Annotated in this window: 15 protein-coding genes and 2 tRNA genes; 7 read left to right on the top strand and 10 right to left on the bottom strand. The window is 57.5% G+C overall.

Features of this window, described 5'->3' with window-relative positions:
- Positions 1 to 5 precede the first annotated feature (5 nt).
- Positions 6 to 1,406 carry an FAD-binding oxidoreductase gene (locus B195_RS18990; protein WP_003439767.1) on the top strand — a complete coding sequence of 467 codons (1,401 nt, stop codon included), beginning with the start codon at positions 6 to 8 and terminating at the stop codon, positions 1,404 to 1,406.
- 182 nt (positions 1,407 to 1,588) lie between these two features.
- Here B195_RS18990 and B195_RS18985 read toward each other — a convergent pair.
- Positions 1,589 to 1,665, bottom strand: a tRNA-Met gene (locus tag B195_RS18985).
- Between the two features lie 171 nt (positions 1,666 to 1,836).
- Here B195_RS18985 and B195_RS18980 point away from each other — a divergent pair.
- The gene (locus B195_RS18980) at positions 1,837 to 3,054 is read left to right on the top strand and encodes an MFS transporter (RefSeq protein ID WP_083912781.1); all 1,218 of its coding nucleotides are present in this window, start codon (positions 1,837 to 1,839) and stop codon (positions 3,052 to 3,054) included.
- A 17-nt stretch (positions 3,055 to 3,071) separates the two neighbouring features.
- Here B195_RS18980 and B195_RS18975 read toward each other — a convergent pair whose 3' ends face one another.
- The 9 genes from B195_RS18975 to B195_RS18935 form a co-directional block, all read right to left on the bottom strand.
- A complete protein-coding gene (locus B195_RS18975) occupies positions 3,072 to 4,145 on the bottom strand; it encodes an aromatic acid exporter family protein (protein WP_003439782.1) in 1,074 nt (357 codons plus the stop codon).
- A gap of 136 nt (positions 4,146 to 4,281) precedes the next feature.
- Positions 4,282 to 5,382 carry a redox-regulated ATPase YchF gene (ychF, locus tag B195_RS18970; protein WP_003439789.1) on the bottom strand — a complete coding sequence of 367 codons (1,101 nt, stop codon included), beginning with the start codon at positions 5,380 to 5,382 and terminating at the stop codon, positions 4,282 to 4,284.
- Positions 5,383 to 5,405: 23 nt separating this feature from the next.
- Positions 5,406 to 5,990, bottom strand: a complete 585-nt coding sequence (gene pth, locus B195_RS18965; protein WP_003439790.1) for an aminoacyl-tRNA hydrolase — start codon at positions 5,988 to 5,990, stop codon at positions 5,406 to 5,408.
- A gap of 166 nt (positions 5,991 to 6,156) precedes the next feature.
- Entirely contained in the window at positions 6,157 to 6,747 is a 591-nt protein-coding gene (locus B195_RS18960) for a 50S ribosomal protein L25/general stress protein Ctc (RefSeq protein ID WP_003439792.1), read from the bottom strand.
- Between the two features lie 140 nt (positions 6,748 to 6,887).
- Positions 6,888 to 7,829 carry a ribose-phosphate pyrophosphokinase gene (locus B195_RS18955; RefSeq protein WP_003439794.1) on the bottom strand — a complete coding sequence of 314 codons (942 nt, stop codon included), beginning with the start codon at positions 7,827 to 7,829 and terminating at the stop codon, positions 6,888 to 6,890.
- Between the two features lie 45 nt (positions 7,830 to 7,874).
- Positions 7,875 to 7,949 (bottom strand) — tRNA-Gln (locus B195_RS18950).
- Positions 7,950 to 7,959: 10 nt separating this feature from the next.
- Positions 7,960 to 8,835 carry a 4-(cytidine 5'-diphospho)-2-C-methyl-D-erythritol kinase gene (ispE, locus tag B195_RS18945; protein ID WP_003439796.1) on the bottom strand — a complete coding sequence of 292 codons (876 nt, stop codon included), beginning with the start codon at positions 8,833 to 8,835 and terminating at the stop codon, positions 7,960 to 7,962.
- A gap of 1 nt (position 8,836) precedes the next feature.
- Entirely contained in the window at positions 8,837 to 9,463 is a 627-nt protein-coding gene (lolB, locus tag B195_RS18940; RefSeq protein ID WP_003439798.1) for a lipoprotein insertase outer membrane protein LolB, read from the bottom strand.
- Between the two features lie 3 nt (positions 9,464 to 9,466).
- The gene (locus B195_RS18935; RefSeq protein WP_003439800.1) at positions 9,467 to 11,191 is read right to left on the bottom strand and encodes a tetratricopeptide repeat protein; all 1,725 of its coding nucleotides are present in this window, start codon (positions 11,189 to 11,191) and stop codon (positions 9,467 to 9,469) included.
- A 214-nt stretch (positions 11,192 to 11,405) separates the two neighbouring features.
- Between B195_RS18935 and hemA the strand changes: the two genes are divergently transcribed.
- From hemA to murI, 5 genes are read left to right on the top strand one after another with little or no spacing between them, the layout of a single operon-like run.
- Positions 11,406 to 12,689 carry a glutamyl-tRNA reductase gene (hemA, locus tag B195_RS18930; RefSeq protein ID WP_003439801.1) on the top strand — a complete coding sequence of 428 codons (1,284 nt, stop codon included), beginning with the start codon at positions 11,406 to 11,408 and terminating at the stop codon, positions 12,687 to 12,689.
- 2 nt (positions 12,690 to 12,691) lie between these two features.
- Complete coding sequence (gene prfA, locus B195_RS18925) at positions 12,692 to 13,774, top strand: peptide chain release factor 1 (RefSeq protein WP_003439803.1); 1,083 nt, start codon at positions 12,692 to 12,694, stop codon at positions 13,772 to 13,774.
- Positions 13,775 to 14,605 carry a peptide chain release factor N(5)-glutamine methyltransferase gene (prmC, locus tag B195_RS18920; RefSeq protein ID WP_003439804.1) on the top strand — a complete coding sequence of 277 codons (831 nt, stop codon included), beginning with the start codon at positions 13,775 to 13,777 and terminating at the stop codon, positions 14,603 to 14,605.
- Positions 14,599 to 15,354 carry a molybdopterin-synthase adenylyltransferase MoeB gene (locus tag B195_RS18915; protein WP_003439805.1) on the top strand — a complete coding sequence of 252 codons (756 nt, stop codon included), beginning with the start codon at positions 14,599 to 14,601 and terminating at the stop codon, positions 15,352 to 15,354. The genes prmC and B195_RS18915 overlap by 7 nt, the downstream gene beginning before the upstream one ends.
- The gene (gene murI, locus B195_RS18910) at positions 15,347 to 16,138 is read left to right on the top strand and encodes a glutamate racemase (protein ID WP_003439806.1); all 792 of its coding nucleotides are present in this window, start codon (positions 15,347 to 15,349) and stop codon (positions 16,136 to 16,138) included. The genes B195_RS18915 and murI overlap by 8 nt, the downstream gene beginning before the upstream one ends.
- The last annotated feature ends 19 nt before the right edge of the window (positions 16,139 to 16,157 follow it).

Genomic DNA, 16,157 nt, shown 5'->3' with positions numbered 1-16,157 from the left:
TTTCAATGGCCACTTCCCAAGCGCTTCAGTCATCTTCTTTGCCCACCTTGTTCGATGCCTTGCGCGAGCTGCTCGGTGAGCGTTTAAGCACCAGCCGTGCCGAGTGCGAGCAGCACGGCCGTGGTGAGTCTTACCACCCGACCTTGCCGCCGGACGCGGTGTGCTATGCCGAGTCCACAGCCGAGGTCGCAGCCATCGTCAAGCTTTGTGCCGCGCAGCGGGTGCCGATCATCGCCTTTGGTGGCGGTACTTCACTGGAAGGGCATGTGGGCGCCACCCGGGGCGGGGTTTGTATAGACCTGAGCCGCATGCAGCGGATCATTACCGTGCGTCCTGATGATCTGGATGTGACCGTCGAAGCGGGCGTCACGCGCATGCAGCTCAATGCCGAACTGCGCACCACCGGGCTGTTCTTTCCGGTCGACCCCGGAGGCGAAAGCACCCTGGGCGGCATGGCGGCAACCCGCGCATCAGGGACCAATGCCGTGCGCTACGGCACCATGCGCGAGAACGTATTGAACCTCACCGTAGTACTCGCCGATGGCCAGGTGATAAAGACCGGTGGCCGCGCGCGCAAGTCGGCAGCAGGCTACGACCTCACCCGCTTGTTTGTCGGTTCGGAAGGCACGCTGGGGATCATCACCGAAGTCACTCTGCGGCTTTACGGCATTCCGGAAACGACGTCAGCGGCCGTCTGTACCTTCCCCACGATCGCGGCGGCGGTGAGTTCGGTGGTCTCCATCATTCAGTACGGCATCCCGGTGTCGCGCGTTGAGCTGCTGGATGCGCGCACGGTGCAGGCGGTCAATCGCTTTTCGAAGATGGCGCTGGCCGAAACGCCGACCCTGTTTTTCGAGTTCGCCGGCACCCCGGCCAGTGTGGCGGAGCAGGTAGAGCTGACTCGCGAGATTGTCCAAAGCAATGGTGCGCTAGGGTTTGAGGCAGCAGCGGATGCCGATGCGCGCAATGGCCTGTGGCGTGCCCGGCACAATGTGCACTATGCGATGCAGTCCATGCGGCCAAATGCCCGGATCTGGAGTACTGACGTGTGTGTACCGATTTCGGCGCTGACCCGATGCATTACCGAAACCGCCGAAGATGTCGCCAGGGTCTCTTTTTTCGTCGGAGTGGTGGGGCATGTGGGGGATGGCAACTTCCACCTGGGGCTGGTGGTCGATCCGGATAACGAGGCAGAAATGGCCGAGGCCGAAGCGCTCAATGAGCGTGTGGTGGAGCGCGCCATTGCATTGGAGGGTACGTGCACCGGTGAACACGGCATTGGTTCGGGGAAGATCAAGTACATGGGCCTGGAGCACGGAGCGGCAGTCGGTGTCATGCGCCTGATCAAACAGGCACTGGACCCGCTCGGCCTGATGAACCCGGGCAAAGTCTTGCCTGAGGCTTGATGCTGGAATTTCAGGCCAGCCACTTCAGTGCTGTTGATGATGGTGCCGAAAGGGGAGCAGGCGTGGCGTTTTCCGGTTTGCAAGAGCGAGGGCAAAACCAATACCCCAGACACAAGAAAGCCCGCACTAGGCGGGCTTCTTGTTGGTTCGATTTCATCTTGCGATGAGCCTGAACCGGTGTTTGGTGGCTACACAGGGACTTGAACCCCGGACCCCAGCATTATGAATGCTATGCTCTAACCAACTGAGCTATGTAGCCAATGGCGCGCATTATTCCCTCGTACTGGACATGTGTCAAGCAAATATCTGAAATTTTTCTCTGTGCTATCAATTGCTTAAGGATTTCATGCCTGGAATGGAAATCTTCTGTAAAAAAATGGCACATTGACGCACCTGCAAGTGCACATTCACCTGTTGTCCGGAAACTAAAATGTCCCTTAGCAACGCTCAAACAAAAACAACCGAGTCCTCCTCTGTCCCGCAATCCAGCCCCTTAGTCATGCGCATCATCGGTGCCGTGGCGCTGGCGCATCTGATCAATGACCTGATCCAGGCGGTACTGCCGTCGATCTACCCGATGCTCAAGGCCAAATATGACCTGACATTTACCCAGATCGGTCTGATTACCCTGACGTTCCAGCTCACCGCTTCGCTGTTGCAGCCCTGGGTCGGTTATTACACCGACCGTCATCCCAATCCGCTGCTGTTGCCCGCGGGCATGGTGTGCACCCTGATCGGGATTTTGATGCTGTCCCAGGTTGGCAGTTTTCCGCTGATCCTGGTCGCAGCGGCTTTGGTGGGTGTCGGTTCGTCAACCTTCCACCCCGAAGCGTCCCGGGTAGCGCGACTGGCATCAGGCGGGCGCTATGGTCTGGCGCAATCGACTTTTCAGGTCGGCGGTAATGCCGGCTCTGCCTTCGGTCCGCTGCTGGCGGCGGCGATCATCATTCCTTTTGGCCAGGGCAATGTGGCCTGGTTCGGCCTGTTTGCGCTGTTCGCCGTAGGGCTGCTGTACGTCATCAGTCGCTGGTACCGCAATCACTTGAACCTGTTCAAGCTCAAAGCCGGTCAGAAGGCCACCCACGGCCTGTCAAAGCAGCGTGTCATCGGTGCGCTGGTGGTATTGGGGCTGCTGGTGTTCTCCAAGTACTTCTACATGGCGAGCCTGACCAGCTATTACACCTTCTTCCTGATTGAAAAGTTCGGCGTATCGATTGCCAACTCGCAGATGTATTTGTTCCTGTTTCTCGGAGCGGTTGCGGCGGGTACGTTCTTCGGCGGCCCCATTGGTGACAAGATCGGCCGCAAGGCGGTGATCTGGTTCTCGATTCTGGGTGTGGCGCCGTTCACCTTGCTGCTGCCCTATGCCGACCTGTTCTGGACCAGCGTCCTGAGCGTCATTATCGGCTTTATCCTGGCTTCGGCCTTTTCAGCCATTGTGGTGTACGCGCAGGAACTGGTGCCGGGCAACGTGGGGATGATCGCCGGCATCTTCTTCGGCCTGATGTTCGGCTTTGGCGGCATTGGTGCTGCATTGCTCGGCCATCTGGCTGACATTCACGGCATCGAATACGTTTACACGCTGTGTTCATACCTGCCGCTGTTCGGAGTGCTGGCGATCCTGCTGCCACGAACCAAAAAAGTTTGATCAGCGGCAGCCAGGGGTCATCGAGTATTTTCGATGACCCTTTTTTCGTCTGTTTGCGTGGTAAAGCCAAACGTCAGCAGGGCACTTTCAACGGTGCTCATGTGCTGTAAGCACAGTTGCCACGGTGCGGAAACCGCATCGGCCAGCTGATCTTTGGACACCGCCACCAACTCTGGCCGCTCATCATCCCTGGCGATGGATGCACATCCTGCGGCGACGTTGCTCAGCCGTTCATGCAGCGAGGCCGGTGGTGGCCCTTGCTCCTTGCGCAAGGCATCGGCAAAGGCTTCGGCGAACAGCAGGGAGCTGGCGTACAGGCGCACGGCGTGACGTTCGTAACGCCCGGCAATGTCCTTTACCTCACGGGATACAAAGCGCCCGCGCAGCGTCCAGCGCGCGGTGTTGCGAGCCATGCTGATACCGTTTTCCAGGGCAATCAGGCTGTCGTGAGCGCGAGAGAAGATCTGCACCGCACTTTGAGCCTTGGCCGCGTCCTTTGCTTCGAGGGCCTGAAGACTTTTGCTGAAGCCCGAGGCGAGTTTTTCCAGCAGGTCTTTTGCCGAGCTATCAATGATTCCGATGGGGTTGGGCGTAAGCAATATCTGGCTGAAGATCAAGCCCACGGACGCACCGACCACCACATCCAGCATGCGCACAAAACCTGCGCTTTCAGGGCCGACGGCCAGCATCAATACTGCAGAGACCCCGGCTTGAATCGGCACCACGGGGCCCTGGCCGTAAAGGGCTGCAATGGCGATAGCAAAGAACGTGGCAAAGCCGATTCGCAGCAAGGGGTAGGAGTCCGGCAGCCACAAGGCGGCCTCGCCCACGATAATCCCGGTGGCTACCCCCAGCATCAAACCCAAGGCTTGCTTGCCATGGCTGGGCAGGCCGGGGGCCAGGCAGACGACGGCGCTGATGGCGGCAAACACCGGGTGCACATGGCCAAAGAAATATTTGGCGAGAATCCAGGCCAGTGCAGCCGCGATGGCCGATGCCAGAGCGTCGCGCCAACCTGAGGCCCAACGTGTTTTGACTTTGTCTGCAATGGAGTCTGCATAGTTACTGAGGGATTTGGCACTGGGGATCATCGATGCTCCCGATCTTGGTGAAGGATGGCATTAACCATAGACCCTTACTGCCCGGCAGAGTGCGGGAGGGCGCCTGAACAAACCCGGGACCAAAAAAAACCGCGCCTGGGCGCGGTCTTTTTATACGTGTGGTGTTTTACACGTTGAAGCGGAAGTGCAATACGTCGCCGTCTTTAACGATGTATTCCTTGCCTTCCAGACGCCATTTACCGGCTTCTTTCGCACCGGCTTCACCGTTGAACTTGATGAAGTCGTCGTAGGCGATGACTTCGGCACGGATGAAGCCTTTTTCGAAGTCGGTATGGATCACGCCGGCAGCCTGCGGAGCTGTAGCGCCCACTTTCACGGTCCAGGCGCGTACTTCCTGTACACCGGCAGTGAAGTAGGTTTGCAGGTTAAGCATTTCGTAACCGGCACGGATCACGCGGTTCAGGCCCGGCTCTTCAAGACCCAGGGCTTCAAGGAACATGTCCTTTTCTTCGCCGTCATCGAGCTCGGCAATCTCGGCTTCGATCTTGTTGCAGACCGGAACCACGATCGCGCCTTCTTCTTCGGCAATGGCCAGCACTACGTCGAGCAACGGGTTGTTTTCGAAGCCGTCTTCAGCCACGTTGGCGATGTACATCACCGGCTTGGTGGTCAGAAGGTGGAAGCCTTTGATGATTTGTTTCTCATCGGCGTCCATGTTCTTGATCAGGCTGCGTGCCGGCTTGCCCAGGGTGAAGTGGGCAATCAGCTGCTCCAGCAGGGCTTTTTGAGCGACTGCGTCCTTGTCACCGCCTTTGGCGTTGCGCGCGACTTTCTGCAGTTGCTTTTCGCAGCTGTCGAGGTCGGCGAAGATCAGCTCAAGGTCGATGATTTCGATGTCGCGCTTGGGGTCAACGCTGTTGGAAACGTGGATCACGTTTTCGTCTTCAAAACAGCGGACTACGTGAGCGATGGCATCGGTTTCACGGATGTTGGCCAAAAACTTGTTGCCCAAGCCTTCGCCTTTCGACGCGCCGGCCACCAGGCCTGCGATATCGACGAACTCCATGGTGGTGGGCAGTACGCGCTGGGGTTTGACGATGGCAGCCAGTGCCTCCAGGCGTGGGTCGGGCATCGGCACGATACCGGTGTTCGGTTCGATCGTGCAGAAGGGGAAGTTCTCGGCCGCAATACCAGACTTGGTCAGGGCGTTGAACAGGGTGGACTTGCCGACGTTAGGCAAGCCGACGATGCCGCAGTTAAATCCCATGGTGTTTCCCCTCGGATAAAGAGTCAGGCCTTCTGGCTGTGCAGGTTTTTCATCGCACGGTTCCATTCCCCGGCGAGGATATCCGGCAGCACGCCGAGGGCAAAATCGATGCTGGCGTCCAGTTTTTCCTGTTCGGCGCGAGGCGCTCGACCCAGAACAAAATTGGACACCATGCTGGCGACGCCTGGGTGGCCAATGCCGAGCCGCAGACGGTAGAAATTATTGTTGTTTCCCAGTTGCGCAATGATGTCGCGCAGTCCGTTATGACCTCCATGGCCGCCGCCCAGTTTGAGCTTGGCAACGCCGGGTGGGAGATCGAGTTCGTCGTGGGCCACCAATATGGATTCAGGCGCAATGCGGTAGAAACCGGCAAGCGCCGCAACGGCCTGGCCGCTTCGGTTCATATAGGTGGTGGGAATCAACAGACGAACATCCTGACCCTGGTGGCTGAAACGCCCGGTCAGGCCAAAATACTTGCGGTCCGCAACGAGGTTGACCCCGTTTGCCGACGCGAGACGCTCAACAAAAAGGGCCCCTGCGTTATGCCGGGTCTGTTCGTATTCGGTGCCTGGATTTCCCAGGCCAACGATCAGTTTTATGGCGGTCACGACAAGGGCCCTTCTATGGAGTTGTGGATAACATCGCCACTGACAGTTAGCGGCGAAAGCGGACAAAAAAGCGGGTTTACATGAGTAAACTTCGCGATCTTGTCCGCTTTACTCGCTGCGTGTTAGCTCGCGATGTTTCTCATAACTCCAACGACAGAGTAATGAATTACTCTGCGTCTGCTTCTGGTGCAACGCGTGGCGCGTGAACGTTGGCTACTGCCAGGTCGTTACCGTGAGCCAGAGCTACGAACTCAACGCCTTTAGGGGCGGTGATGTCAGACAGGTGAATGATCGAGCCGACTTCGGCGTTAGCCAGGTCAACTTCGATGAATTCAGGCAGGTCTTTTGGCAGGCAGCTAACTTCGATTTCAGCAACAACGTGCGAGATCTCGCCGCCTTTCTTGATCGGAGCAGCTTCACCGATGAAGTGAACCGGTACGATTGCAGTCAGCTTCTGACCAGCAATAACGCGTACGAAGTCAGCGTGCATCACGTGGCCTTTAGCCGGGTGACGCTGCAGAGCTTTGATGATTACGTTTTGCTTGACGCCGCCAACGGTCAGTTCGATAACGTGGCTGTAAGCAGCTTCGTTTTCGAGCAGTTTGGCAACTTCTTTAGCCAGCATGCTGATGGATTCAGGGGCTTTTTCGCCACCGTAAACTACAGCTGGAACCAGGCTTGCGAGACGACGCAGGCGGCGGCTCGCACCTTTCCCCAGGTCGGAACGCACTTCAGCATTCAGAGTAAAATCGTTCATGTTGTATCTCCAAAATAACCACATCCGACCTAGCGTTTGCGACCAGCGCTATGGACGGTATGGGCAAAAAAGCCCCGCCCCAACAGGCTGCTGGGGCGGGGCGCTTTTCGTCAGCGGGATGTCAGAGAAGGGCAGGGCCCTTATCGGAACATCGCACTGATCGATTCTTCGTTGCTGATGCGGCGAACCGCTTCAGCCACTACCGGTGCGATATCCAGTTGACGGATACGCGTACAGGCTTGTGCGGCAGCGGACAGCGGAATGGTGTTAGTCACCACCAGCTCATCCAGCATGGAATTTTCGATATTCTCAATTGCCCGACCCGACAGCACAGGGTGTGTGCAGTAGGCGAACACTTTGGAAGCGCCATGCTCTTTCAAGGCTTTAGCCGCATGGCACAGAGTGCCGGCGGTATCGACCATGTCATCAACCAAAATACAGGTACGCCCTTCGACATCACCAATGATATGCATCACTTCCGAGTGATTGGCTTTCTCACGGCGTTTGTCGATGATACCCAGATCGACGCCCAGGGATTTGGCAACAGCACGTGCACGCACGACGCCGCCGATATCCGGGGACACAATCATAAGGTTTTCAAAGCGCTGATCTTCGATGTCATCCACCAGAACTGGGGAGCCATAGATGTTATCTACAGGAATATCGAAGAAACCCTGAATCTGGTCAGCATGCAAATCAACCGTGAGAACACGATCGATGCCGACTACGGTAAGCATGTCAGCGACAACTTTTGCGCTGATAGCCACACGTGCGGAACGCGGACGGCGATCCTGACGGGCATAACCAAAGTAAGGAATAACAGCAGTAATACGAGTAGCTGAGGAGCGGCGGAAGGCATCAGCCATCACGACGAGTTCCATCAGGTTATCGTTGGTCGGAGCACAAGTCGGCTGAATGATGAAAACGTCTTTACCGCGGACATTTTCATTAATCTCAGCGGTAATTTCGCCGTCAGAAAATTTTCCGACAGAGATGTCACCGAGTGGGATATGCAGCTGACGTACGACACGCCGAGCCAGATCGGGGTTAGCGTTCCCCGTAAAGACCATCATCTTGGACACGCGCAGTACCTGAAGGCTGAGGGTAACCTGGATGAGTATAAGAAATGGCAGGGGCGGCTGGATTCGAACCAACGCATGGCAGGATCAAAACCTGCTGCCTTACCGCTTGGCGACGCCCCTGTATCTGTTGCTACGAGTACCGTGTACCCGTTTCCTTTGCCAGATCTTGTAGCTTGCGATGCAACATCGAAACGTTGCTTCCTTTTGCTACAAACCCTGTAAGGGTGTCTGTCAGAAGGTGCAGCACTTTATCAGCATCTGCTTCGTTTGGGAAGGCCCCAAATATACAACTTCCAGTTCCAGTTAATTTTGCTTCGGTATATTTACCTAACAAATTCAAAGCGTTACGTACTTCTGGATAACGCTCCTTAACTACTGCTTCGCAGTCGTTTCGGCTGTTTCCCTTGGGAACGGGGCGCACTTTAATGGGCAAAGAGTCACGTGTCAACAAAGGATCTGAAAATATTTCTGCAGTACTTACAGATACTTGCGGGACAAGTACTAAATACCAGGGTTCTTCCGGATCAACTGGTGTAAGAATTTCGCCAACACCTTCAGCGAAAGCGGCGTGGCCGCGTACGAAAACCGGGACGTCAGCCCCCAGGCTCAGGCCCAGTGCTGCAAGTCGATCGATGCTCCAGTCCAGTTGCCAAAGATGATTGAGTCCCAGCAACGTGGTTGCCGCATTCGAACTGCCGCCTCCGATGCCGCCGCCCATGGGCAAGACTTTTTTGATCCGGATGTCTATTCCCAGGGAGCAGCCGGATTGTTCCTGAAGTTTTTTTGCCGCCTTCACGATCAGGTTTGCATCGTGCGGGACTCCGGGAAAATCGGTGTGCAGGCAGATAACGCCATCATCACGTACTGAAAACGTCATTTCATCGCCGTAGTCGAGGAATTGAAACAGCGTTTGCAGTTCGTGATAGCCATCTTCGCGACGGCCGAGAATGTGCAGCATCAAATTCAGTTTCGCCGGGGAGGGCAAAACCAGAGCATCTTTTTGCATGTCATTGACCTAACTGACGGGGTTGCCAATCTTTAACCACTAGGGTGACGTCCAGATCCGGGCCATGCAGCTTGACCCGCTCGGGCAGCCAGAAGCCGTTCTGTTCGACGTAGCTTAAATATTCGATTTTCCAGCCATCCTGCTCCAGATTCGCCAGGCGGCTATCGGCATTCAGGGTCACGCGACTTTTGCTGTCCGGTGCTGGCAAGCCGCGCACCCACCACACCAGATGTGATACCGGCAGGCTCCAGCCCAACTGTTCGCCCAGCAATTCTTCGGGCAAAGTCGCTTCATAGCGGCCCTGATTGGCGACTTCCAGACTGACCTTTCCGGGACGACCGGTCAGGCGGGCAGCGCCCCGGCCCAGCGGGCCCGACAGGCGAATATCGTAATAGTCCTGACGTTGCAGCCAGAACAGCGTGGCGCTGCCTGAATCCTTTGGTGCGCGAATTCCGACCTTGCCGTTGATTTGCCAGCCGTCGAGTTGGGTCAGTTGCTGTTTATGTTCTGACCACAGGGCCGGGCTGCCGTGGCCCTCAACCGATTCACGGGCGCCAAAACCCGCGCAGCCGGCGAGGAGGGCAATCAGGCCAAAGGCAATCAGGTGACGCAGATGACGAAATAACATGATTTAAAGACTCTCCGATCCGGTCAGGCGCAACACGGTCTTGCGCAGGATTGGGCTTTCAGGATTTTCTTTAAGGAACTTGCTCCAGATCTGCTTGGCTTCGCGCTGTTTACCATTGGCCCACAGAACTTCGCCCAGATGCGCAGCCACTTCCTGGTCCGGGAAGCGTTCGAGGGCCTGACGCAGCAAACGTTCCGCCTCATCCAGATTACCCAGGCGGAAATTGACCCAGCCCAGGCTATCGAGCACGGCCGGGTCGTCCGGGTTCAAGTCGTAAGCTTGCTGGATCAGCACTTTGGCTTCGGCATAGCGGGTGGTTCGATCTGAAAGGGTATAACCCAGCGCGTTCAATGCCATGGCATTGTCGGGTTCGCGCTGGATGATTGCGCGCAGATCGCGCTCCATCTGTTGCAGATCGTTGCGCTTCTCGGCCAGCATGGCGCGTGAATACAGCAGGTTCAGATCATCGGGATACTGTTTGAGTGCCTGCTGCAGGACATTCCAGGCCCGATCGGTCTGATTGTTCGCGGCCAGGGTCTCTGCTTCTATCAAGTACAGCTGGATGGCGTAGTCCGGCTGCGCATCGCGGGCGGCGGCCAGTTTTTTCGAGGCTTCATCTGCGCGGCCGTGGCTGACAAGAATATCGGCCTGACGCAGTTGCGCGGGCAAATAGTCATTGCCGGGACCTACCAGGGCATATTCGGCGAGAGCGCCCTGTGGGTCATTGCGCTCTTCGGCAATGCGACCCAGGTTCAAGTGCGCAGAGTCGACATGACTGTCGCGCTCGATCAACTCTTCCAGATAGCCCTGGGCTTCATCCCAGTTTTTACCTTCGAGGGAAATCAGCGCCAGCGAGAAGCGCAGCTCATCGTCTTCAGGGTACTGCTCTGCGAGGCTGGCGAACTGCGTTTTGGCCTCGGCCATGCGGTTCTGTTCAATCAGGGTGCGCGCGTATGTCAGCCCCAAACGTTTGTCATCGGGGTACTGGCGAATGCTTTTTTTCAGCAGCGGCAGGGCTTCATCACCGCGATTGAGGCTTTGCAGCAAACGAGCCCGCAGCAACACCGGGGCGACTTCGCCATCCTGGGGCGGATTCTTTTCCAGCAACTTGAGGGCGCCTTCAGTGTCACCGTCCTGTTGCATCAGCAAGGCCTTGCCGAAAATCAGCTGGCCGTTGTCCGGGTGCTTGACCAGCAGGCGATCAAAGCTTTTCTGCAGGCCGGCACGGGTATCGGCATCTGTTTCTGAAGCCGACAGGGCCAAAAAGTCGAAGTGAGTGTCGCCTTTGGCCTGCAGGACTCTCTCCATGTACACCATGGCGTCGTCATAACGACCGTTGCGCGCCAGCTGAATGGCAGCCGCACGTTGTGCCTCAAGATCGTCCGGCGCGTTTTTAGCCCAGATCAGCGATGTATCGAGAGCGGCCTGATCGGCGCCCAGGTACTCGGCAATTCGCAAGGCGCGCTCGGCAATGCCGGGATCTTGCGTATTGATCGCCTGGGTGACGTAGTTGTCGAGAGCGATATCCAGACGATTACGTTGGCCGGCCAGCTCCGCGCTCAGCAGGCTGTACAGCGTTTCTTCGCTGAACGAGCCATAAACCGTGGGTTTTTCCGGAGTGGAAGTAGCCTCTTCAGCCGGCGATGAATCATCCGGTGACGTGGGGGCCAAAGCCTGGCAGCCACTGAGAAGGACGAGAGAGAGGAGCAACGCGGAGGATCTATTCATATAGGAGAAGGGCGACTTACCTGCGGTCCGGGCATCATGACACATGCGACAGGGCAAACCCTAACAGGTGCGACTATCGAATATCTGGGTCAATGGATGTTTGATAATTGGGCTTCAAGAGAACTTAACTATAGAGACAATAGTCAGCAATGGTTGTTCTGAATCTGGCGAAGTAGGACAATTGTCGGCTTCTCGTCATCATCAGCGATCTTGAATGGCCTTCCTCGCACTCGGTATTAACCACAAGACTGCTTCAGTAGACGTCCGCGAGCGCGTGGCTTTTACTCCAGAGCAGTTGGTTGAGGCCTTGCAGCAACTCTGCCGACACACCGACAGCCGCGAAGCTGCGATCCTCTCCACCTGCAATCGCAGCGAGCTATATATAGAACAGGACCACCTTTCGGCAGACTCGGTGCTGAAGTGGCTGGCCGACTATCACCATCTGAGCCTCGAAGAATTACGTGCCTGTGCCTATGTCCATGAAGACGATGCTGCCGTTCGTCACATGATGCGTGTGGCTTCAGGCCTGGACTCGCTGGTGTTGGGCGAGCCACAAATTCTCGGCCAGATGAAATCGGCCTATGCCGTGGCGCGTGAGGCGGGCACGGTCGGGCCTTTGTTGGGGCGGCTGTTTCAAGCGACCTTCAACTCGGCCAAGCAAGTGCGCACCGACACCGCCATCGGTGAAAACCCGGTTTCGGTGGCGTTTGCCGCCGTGAGCCTGGCCAAGCAGATTTTCAGCGACCTGCAGCGCAGTCAGGCCCTGCTGATCGGCGCCGGCGAGACCATTACCCTGGTCGCCCGTCACCTGCATGAGCTGGGGGTAAAACGCATAGTCGTGGCCAACCGTACACTGGAGCGTGCCAGTACTCTGGCCGAGCAGTTCGGGGCGCACGCGGTGTTGCTGTCGGACATTCCCCAGGAGCTGGTGCACAGCGATATCGTGATCAGCTCCACCGCCAGCCAATTGCCGATTCTGGGCAAAGGCGCGGTGGAAAGCGCTTTGAAACTGCGCAAGCACAAACCCATTTTCATGGTGGATATCGCCGTCCCCCGGGATATCGAGCCAGAAGTCGGCGAGTTGGACGACGTTTACCTCTACACCGTCGATGACTTGCACGAAGTGGTCGCGGAAAACCTCAAGAGTCGCCAGGGCGCAGCCCAGGCAGCGGAAGCGCTGGTCAGCATTGGTGCTGAAGACTTCATGGTGCGTTTGCGTGAGCTGGCGGCAGTGGATGTACTCAAAGCCTATCGCCAGCAAAGCGAGCGCCTGCGTGATGAAGAACTGCAAAAGGCCCAGCGGATGCTCGCCAACGGCAGCAATCCCGAAGACGTGCTGGTACAACTGGCACGCGGCCTGACCAATAAATTGCTGCACGCACCCAGCGTGCAGCTGAAAAAGCTTTCCGCCGAAGGCCGCCTCGATGCGCTGGCCATGGCCCAAGAACTTTTTGCCCTCGGTGAGGGCTCATCGGATAGCTCTGCGGATAAAAAATAGTAATGAAAGCGTCACTGCTGAATAAGCTGGACATCCTCCAGGACCGTTTTGAAGAACTGACCGCGTTGCTTGGCGATGGCGAAGTCATCTCTGATCAGACCAAATTCCGTGCCTATTCCAAGGAATACGCGGAAGTAGAGCCCATTGTTGCAACCTACGGGCAGTGGCTGAAGGTACAGGCCGACCTTGAGGGCGCCCAGGCGTTGCTCAAGGATAACGACCCGGACATGCGCGAAATGGCGGTTGAAGAAGTCCGCGAAGCCAAAGAACGGCTGCTCGAGCTGGAACAAGACCTGCAACGCATGCTGTTGCCAAAAGACCCGAACGACGGGCGCAACGTATTCCTTGAGATTCGCGCCGGAACCGGCGGCGATGAAGCGGCCATTTTTGCCGGTGACCTGTTCCGCATGTACTCGCGTTACGCTGAGCGTCGTGGCTGGAAGCTGGAAATTCTGTCGGAAAACAGCGGCGAGCATGGCGGCTACAAAGAAGTCATTGCCCGGGTTGAAGGCGAGAATGTTTACGGCAAGCTGAAGTTCGAGTCGGGGGTACACCGCGTACAGCGGGTACCGGCGACCGAATCCCAGGGGCGGATTCATACTTCTGCGTGCACCGTGGCGGTACTGCCGGAGCCGGACGAGCAAGAAGCGATCGAGATCAACCCGTCCGACTTGCGCGTCGATACCTATCGCTCTTCGGGCGCGGGTGGTCAGCACGTTAACAAGACCGACTCGGCCATTCGCATCACGCACTTGCCATCGGGCATCGTGGTGGAGTGTCAGGAAGAGCGTTCCCAGCATAAAAACCGGGCGCGGGCGATGTCCTGGCTTTCGGCTAAATTGAATGACCAGCAAACCAGCGCCGCTGCCAATGCGATTGCCAGCGAACGAAAATCCCTGGTGGGCTCGGGGGATCGCTCCGAGCGCATCCGGACTTACAATTTTGCACAAGGGCGGGTCACCGACCACCGTGTCAATCTGACCCTGTATTCCCTGGATGATGTACTGGCTGGCGGTGTTGATGCCGTTATTGAGCCGTTATTAGCGGAATTTCAGGCTGACCAACTGACGGCCCTGGGTGAGTAAATGACCATTATTGCCAGCTTGTTGCGTGCCGCAGAACTGCCAGACTCGCCAACGGCGCGCCTGGATGCGGAACTGTTACTGGCCGCAGCCCTGGGCAAGTCGCGCAGTTACCTGCACACATGGCCCGAAAAAATTGTCAGCAGCGAATCGGCTTTGACCTTTTCCGGCTACCTGCTGCGTCGTCGTGCCGGTGAGCCTGTTGCCTACATTCTGGGTCAGCAGGGCTTCTGGAAGCTGGACCTTGAAGTTGCGCCCCACACGCTTATTCCCCGTCCTGATACCGAACTGCTGGTCGAAACTGCGCTGGATCTGCTACCCGCCAGCCCCGCCAGGGTTCTGGATTTAGGTACCGGCAGCGGTGCAATTGCCCTGGCCCTGGCCAGTGAACGCCCTGCGTGGCACGTCACTGCGGTCGATCGGGTACTTGAAGCCGTAGCCCTGGCCGAGCGTAACCGTCAGCGCCTACAGCTTGAAAACGTCCATGTACTGACCAGTCACTGGTTCAGTGCGTTGGCTGATCAGCGCTTCGACCTGATTATCAGCAACCCGCCTTATATTGCCGCGGGCGACGTGCACCTGGCCCAGGGCGATGTGCGTTTCGAGCCTGAAAGCGCATTGGTCGCCGGTGTCGATGGTCTGGACGACATTCGCGAAATTATCCAGGCCGCGCCACAACACCTGAACCCAGGGGGCTGGTTGATGCTCGAGCACGGGTACGATCAGGCCGACGCTGTTCGCCAGTTGTTATCGGGTGCAGGTTTTGCACAGGTCGAAAGCCGCAAGGACCTGGGCACCCACGAACGCATCACCCTGGGTCGCCTGCCGTGCTGAGCGATGAGGAACTGTTGCGCTACAGCCGACAGATCCTGCTGCAACAGGTCGATATCGAAGGTCAGCTCAAGCTGAAAAACAGCCGTGTACTGATCGTCGGTGTGGGCGGGCTGGGTTCGCCAGTGGCGCTCTACCTGGCGGCTGCCGGGGTTGGCGAGCTGCACCTGGCCGATTTTGACAGCGTCGACCTGACCAACCTGCAACGCCAGATCATTCATGACAGCGCCAGCATCGGCCAGAGCAAAGTCGATTCGGCCATGCAGCGTCTGGCCGCGATAAACCCGCAAATCAAGCTTGTTGCCCACCGTTCGGCACTGGATGCCGACACGTTGGCAGATGCCGTGTCGCAGGTTGATCTGGTACTCGATTGCTGCGACAACTTCGGCACCCGCGAAGCCGTGAACGCGGCCTGCTTCGTGGCGCGCAAACCACTGGTCAGTGGTGCGGCAATTCGCCTTGAGGGGCAGTTGTCGGTGTTTGACTCCCGCCAGCCGGCGAGCCCTTGCTACCACTGTTTGTATGGTCATGGCAGCGAAGACGAACTGACCTGCAGTGAAGCCGGAGTCATAGGCCCGCTGGTAGGCTTGGTCGGCAGTCTGCAGGCCCTCGAAGCCCTGAAACTGCTGGCCGGCTTTGGTGAGCCGCTGGTGGGGCGTCTGTTGTTGATCGATGCCCTGGGCACGCGGTTTCGCGAACTGCGAGTCAAGCGCGATCCCGGGTGCAGCGTATGCGGTACGGGCCATGAATGAAGCACCGGTAGGTGTTTTCGACTCCGGTGTCGGCGGTCTGTCGGTGCTGCGGGAGATTCATGGTCTGTTGCCCAATGAGTCACTGCTATATGTGGCGGACTGCGGACACATTCCCTACGGCGAAAAAAGTCCTGAATTTATTCGCCAGCGCTGCGCCGTGATGGCGGATTTTTTTCAGCGCCAGGGGGCTAAAGCTCTGGTGCTGGCATGCAACACTGCCACCGTAGCCGGCGTTGCGCAGTTGCGTCAGTCTTACCCCGACTGGCCCATCGTCGGTATGGAACCTGCGGTCAAACCGGCTGCTGCGGCCACACGCAGCGGGGTGGTGGGGGTACTTGCAACCACCGGTACTTTGCAAAGTGCCAAATTTGCCGCCTTGCTTGACCGCTTTGCCAGCGATGTACAGGTGATCACCCAGCCGTGTCCGGGGCTGGTGGAGCTGATTGAAGCCGGTGACTTGCTCAGCGACGAGCTGCGAACCCTGTTGCGCGGCTATGTCGAACCGCTGGTGGCGGCGGGTTGCGACACCATTATTCTCGGCTGCACCCATTACCCCTTCCTCAAGCCCCTGCTGAGCCAGATGCTGCCGTCTTCGATCATCCTGATCGACACCGGCGCCGCAGTGGCCCGCCAGCTCAAGCGATTGTTGAGTGAAAGAAGCCTGCTGGCAGCGGGCCCCGCCCGGCAAACACAGTTCTGGACCAGCGCCTCGCCGGAGCACATGCAAAATATCCTGCCGCTGTTGTGGAATAAATCAGGGAGTGTGCAAAGCTTCGGTTTGTGAAAAAAGTGTGAAAAGGTTC

The sequence above is a fragment of the Pseudomonas sp. Lz4W genome, from assembly GCF_000346225.2.
GTDB classification, from domain to species: domain Bacteria; phylum Pseudomonadota; class Gammaproteobacteria; order Pseudomonadales; family Pseudomonadaceae; genus Aquipseudomonas; species Aquipseudomonas paraversuta.
This window is presented reverse-complemented; position numbering and strand designations above follow the sequence as displayed.

Coding starts and splice junctions, on each gene's coding strand:
- B195_RS18935 (WP_003439800.1), bottom strand. CDS start 11,191: ATGAATAGATCCTCCGCGTTGCTCCTCTCTCTCGTCCTTCTCAGTGGC.
- prfA (WP_003439803.1), top strand. CDS start 12,692: ATGAAAGCGTCACTGCTGAATAAGCTGGACATCCTCCAGGACCGTTTT.
- prmC (WP_003439804.1), top strand. CDS start 13,775: ATGACCATTATTGCCAGCTTGTTGCGTGCCGCAGAACTGCCAGACTCG.
- ychF (WP_003439789.1), bottom strand. CDS start 5,382: ATGGGATTTAACTGCGGCATCGTCGGCTTGCCTAACGTCGGCAAGTCC.
- ispE (WP_003439796.1), bottom strand. CDS start 8,835: ATGCAAAAAGATGCTCTGGTTTTGCCCTCCCCGGCGAAACTGAATTTG.
- B195_RS18980 (WP_083912781.1), top strand. CDS start 1,837: ATGTCCCTTAGCAACGCTCAAACAAAAACAACCGAGTCCTCCTCTGTC.
- B195_RS18975 (WP_003439782.1), bottom strand. CDS start 4,145: ATGATCCCCAGTGCCAAATCCCTCAGTAACTATGCAGACTCCATTGCA.
- B195_RS18960 (WP_003439792.1), bottom strand. CDS start 6,747: ATGAACGATTTTACTCTGAATGCTGAAGTGCGTTCCGACCTGGGGAAA.
- lolB (WP_003439798.1), bottom strand. CDS start 9,463: ATGTTATTTCGTCATCTGCGTCACCTGATTGCCTTTGGCCTGATTGCC.
- hemA (WP_003439801.1), top strand. CDS start 11,406: ATGGCCTTCCTCGCACTCGGTATTAACCACAAGACTGCTTCAGTAGAC.
- murI (WP_003439806.1), top strand. CDS start 15,347: ATGAATGAAGCACCGGTAGGTGTTTTCGACTCCGGTGTCGGCGGTCTG.
- B195_RS18990 (WP_003439767.1), top strand. CDS start 6: ATGGCCACTTCCCAAGCGCTTCAGTCATCTTCTTTGCCCACCTTGTTC.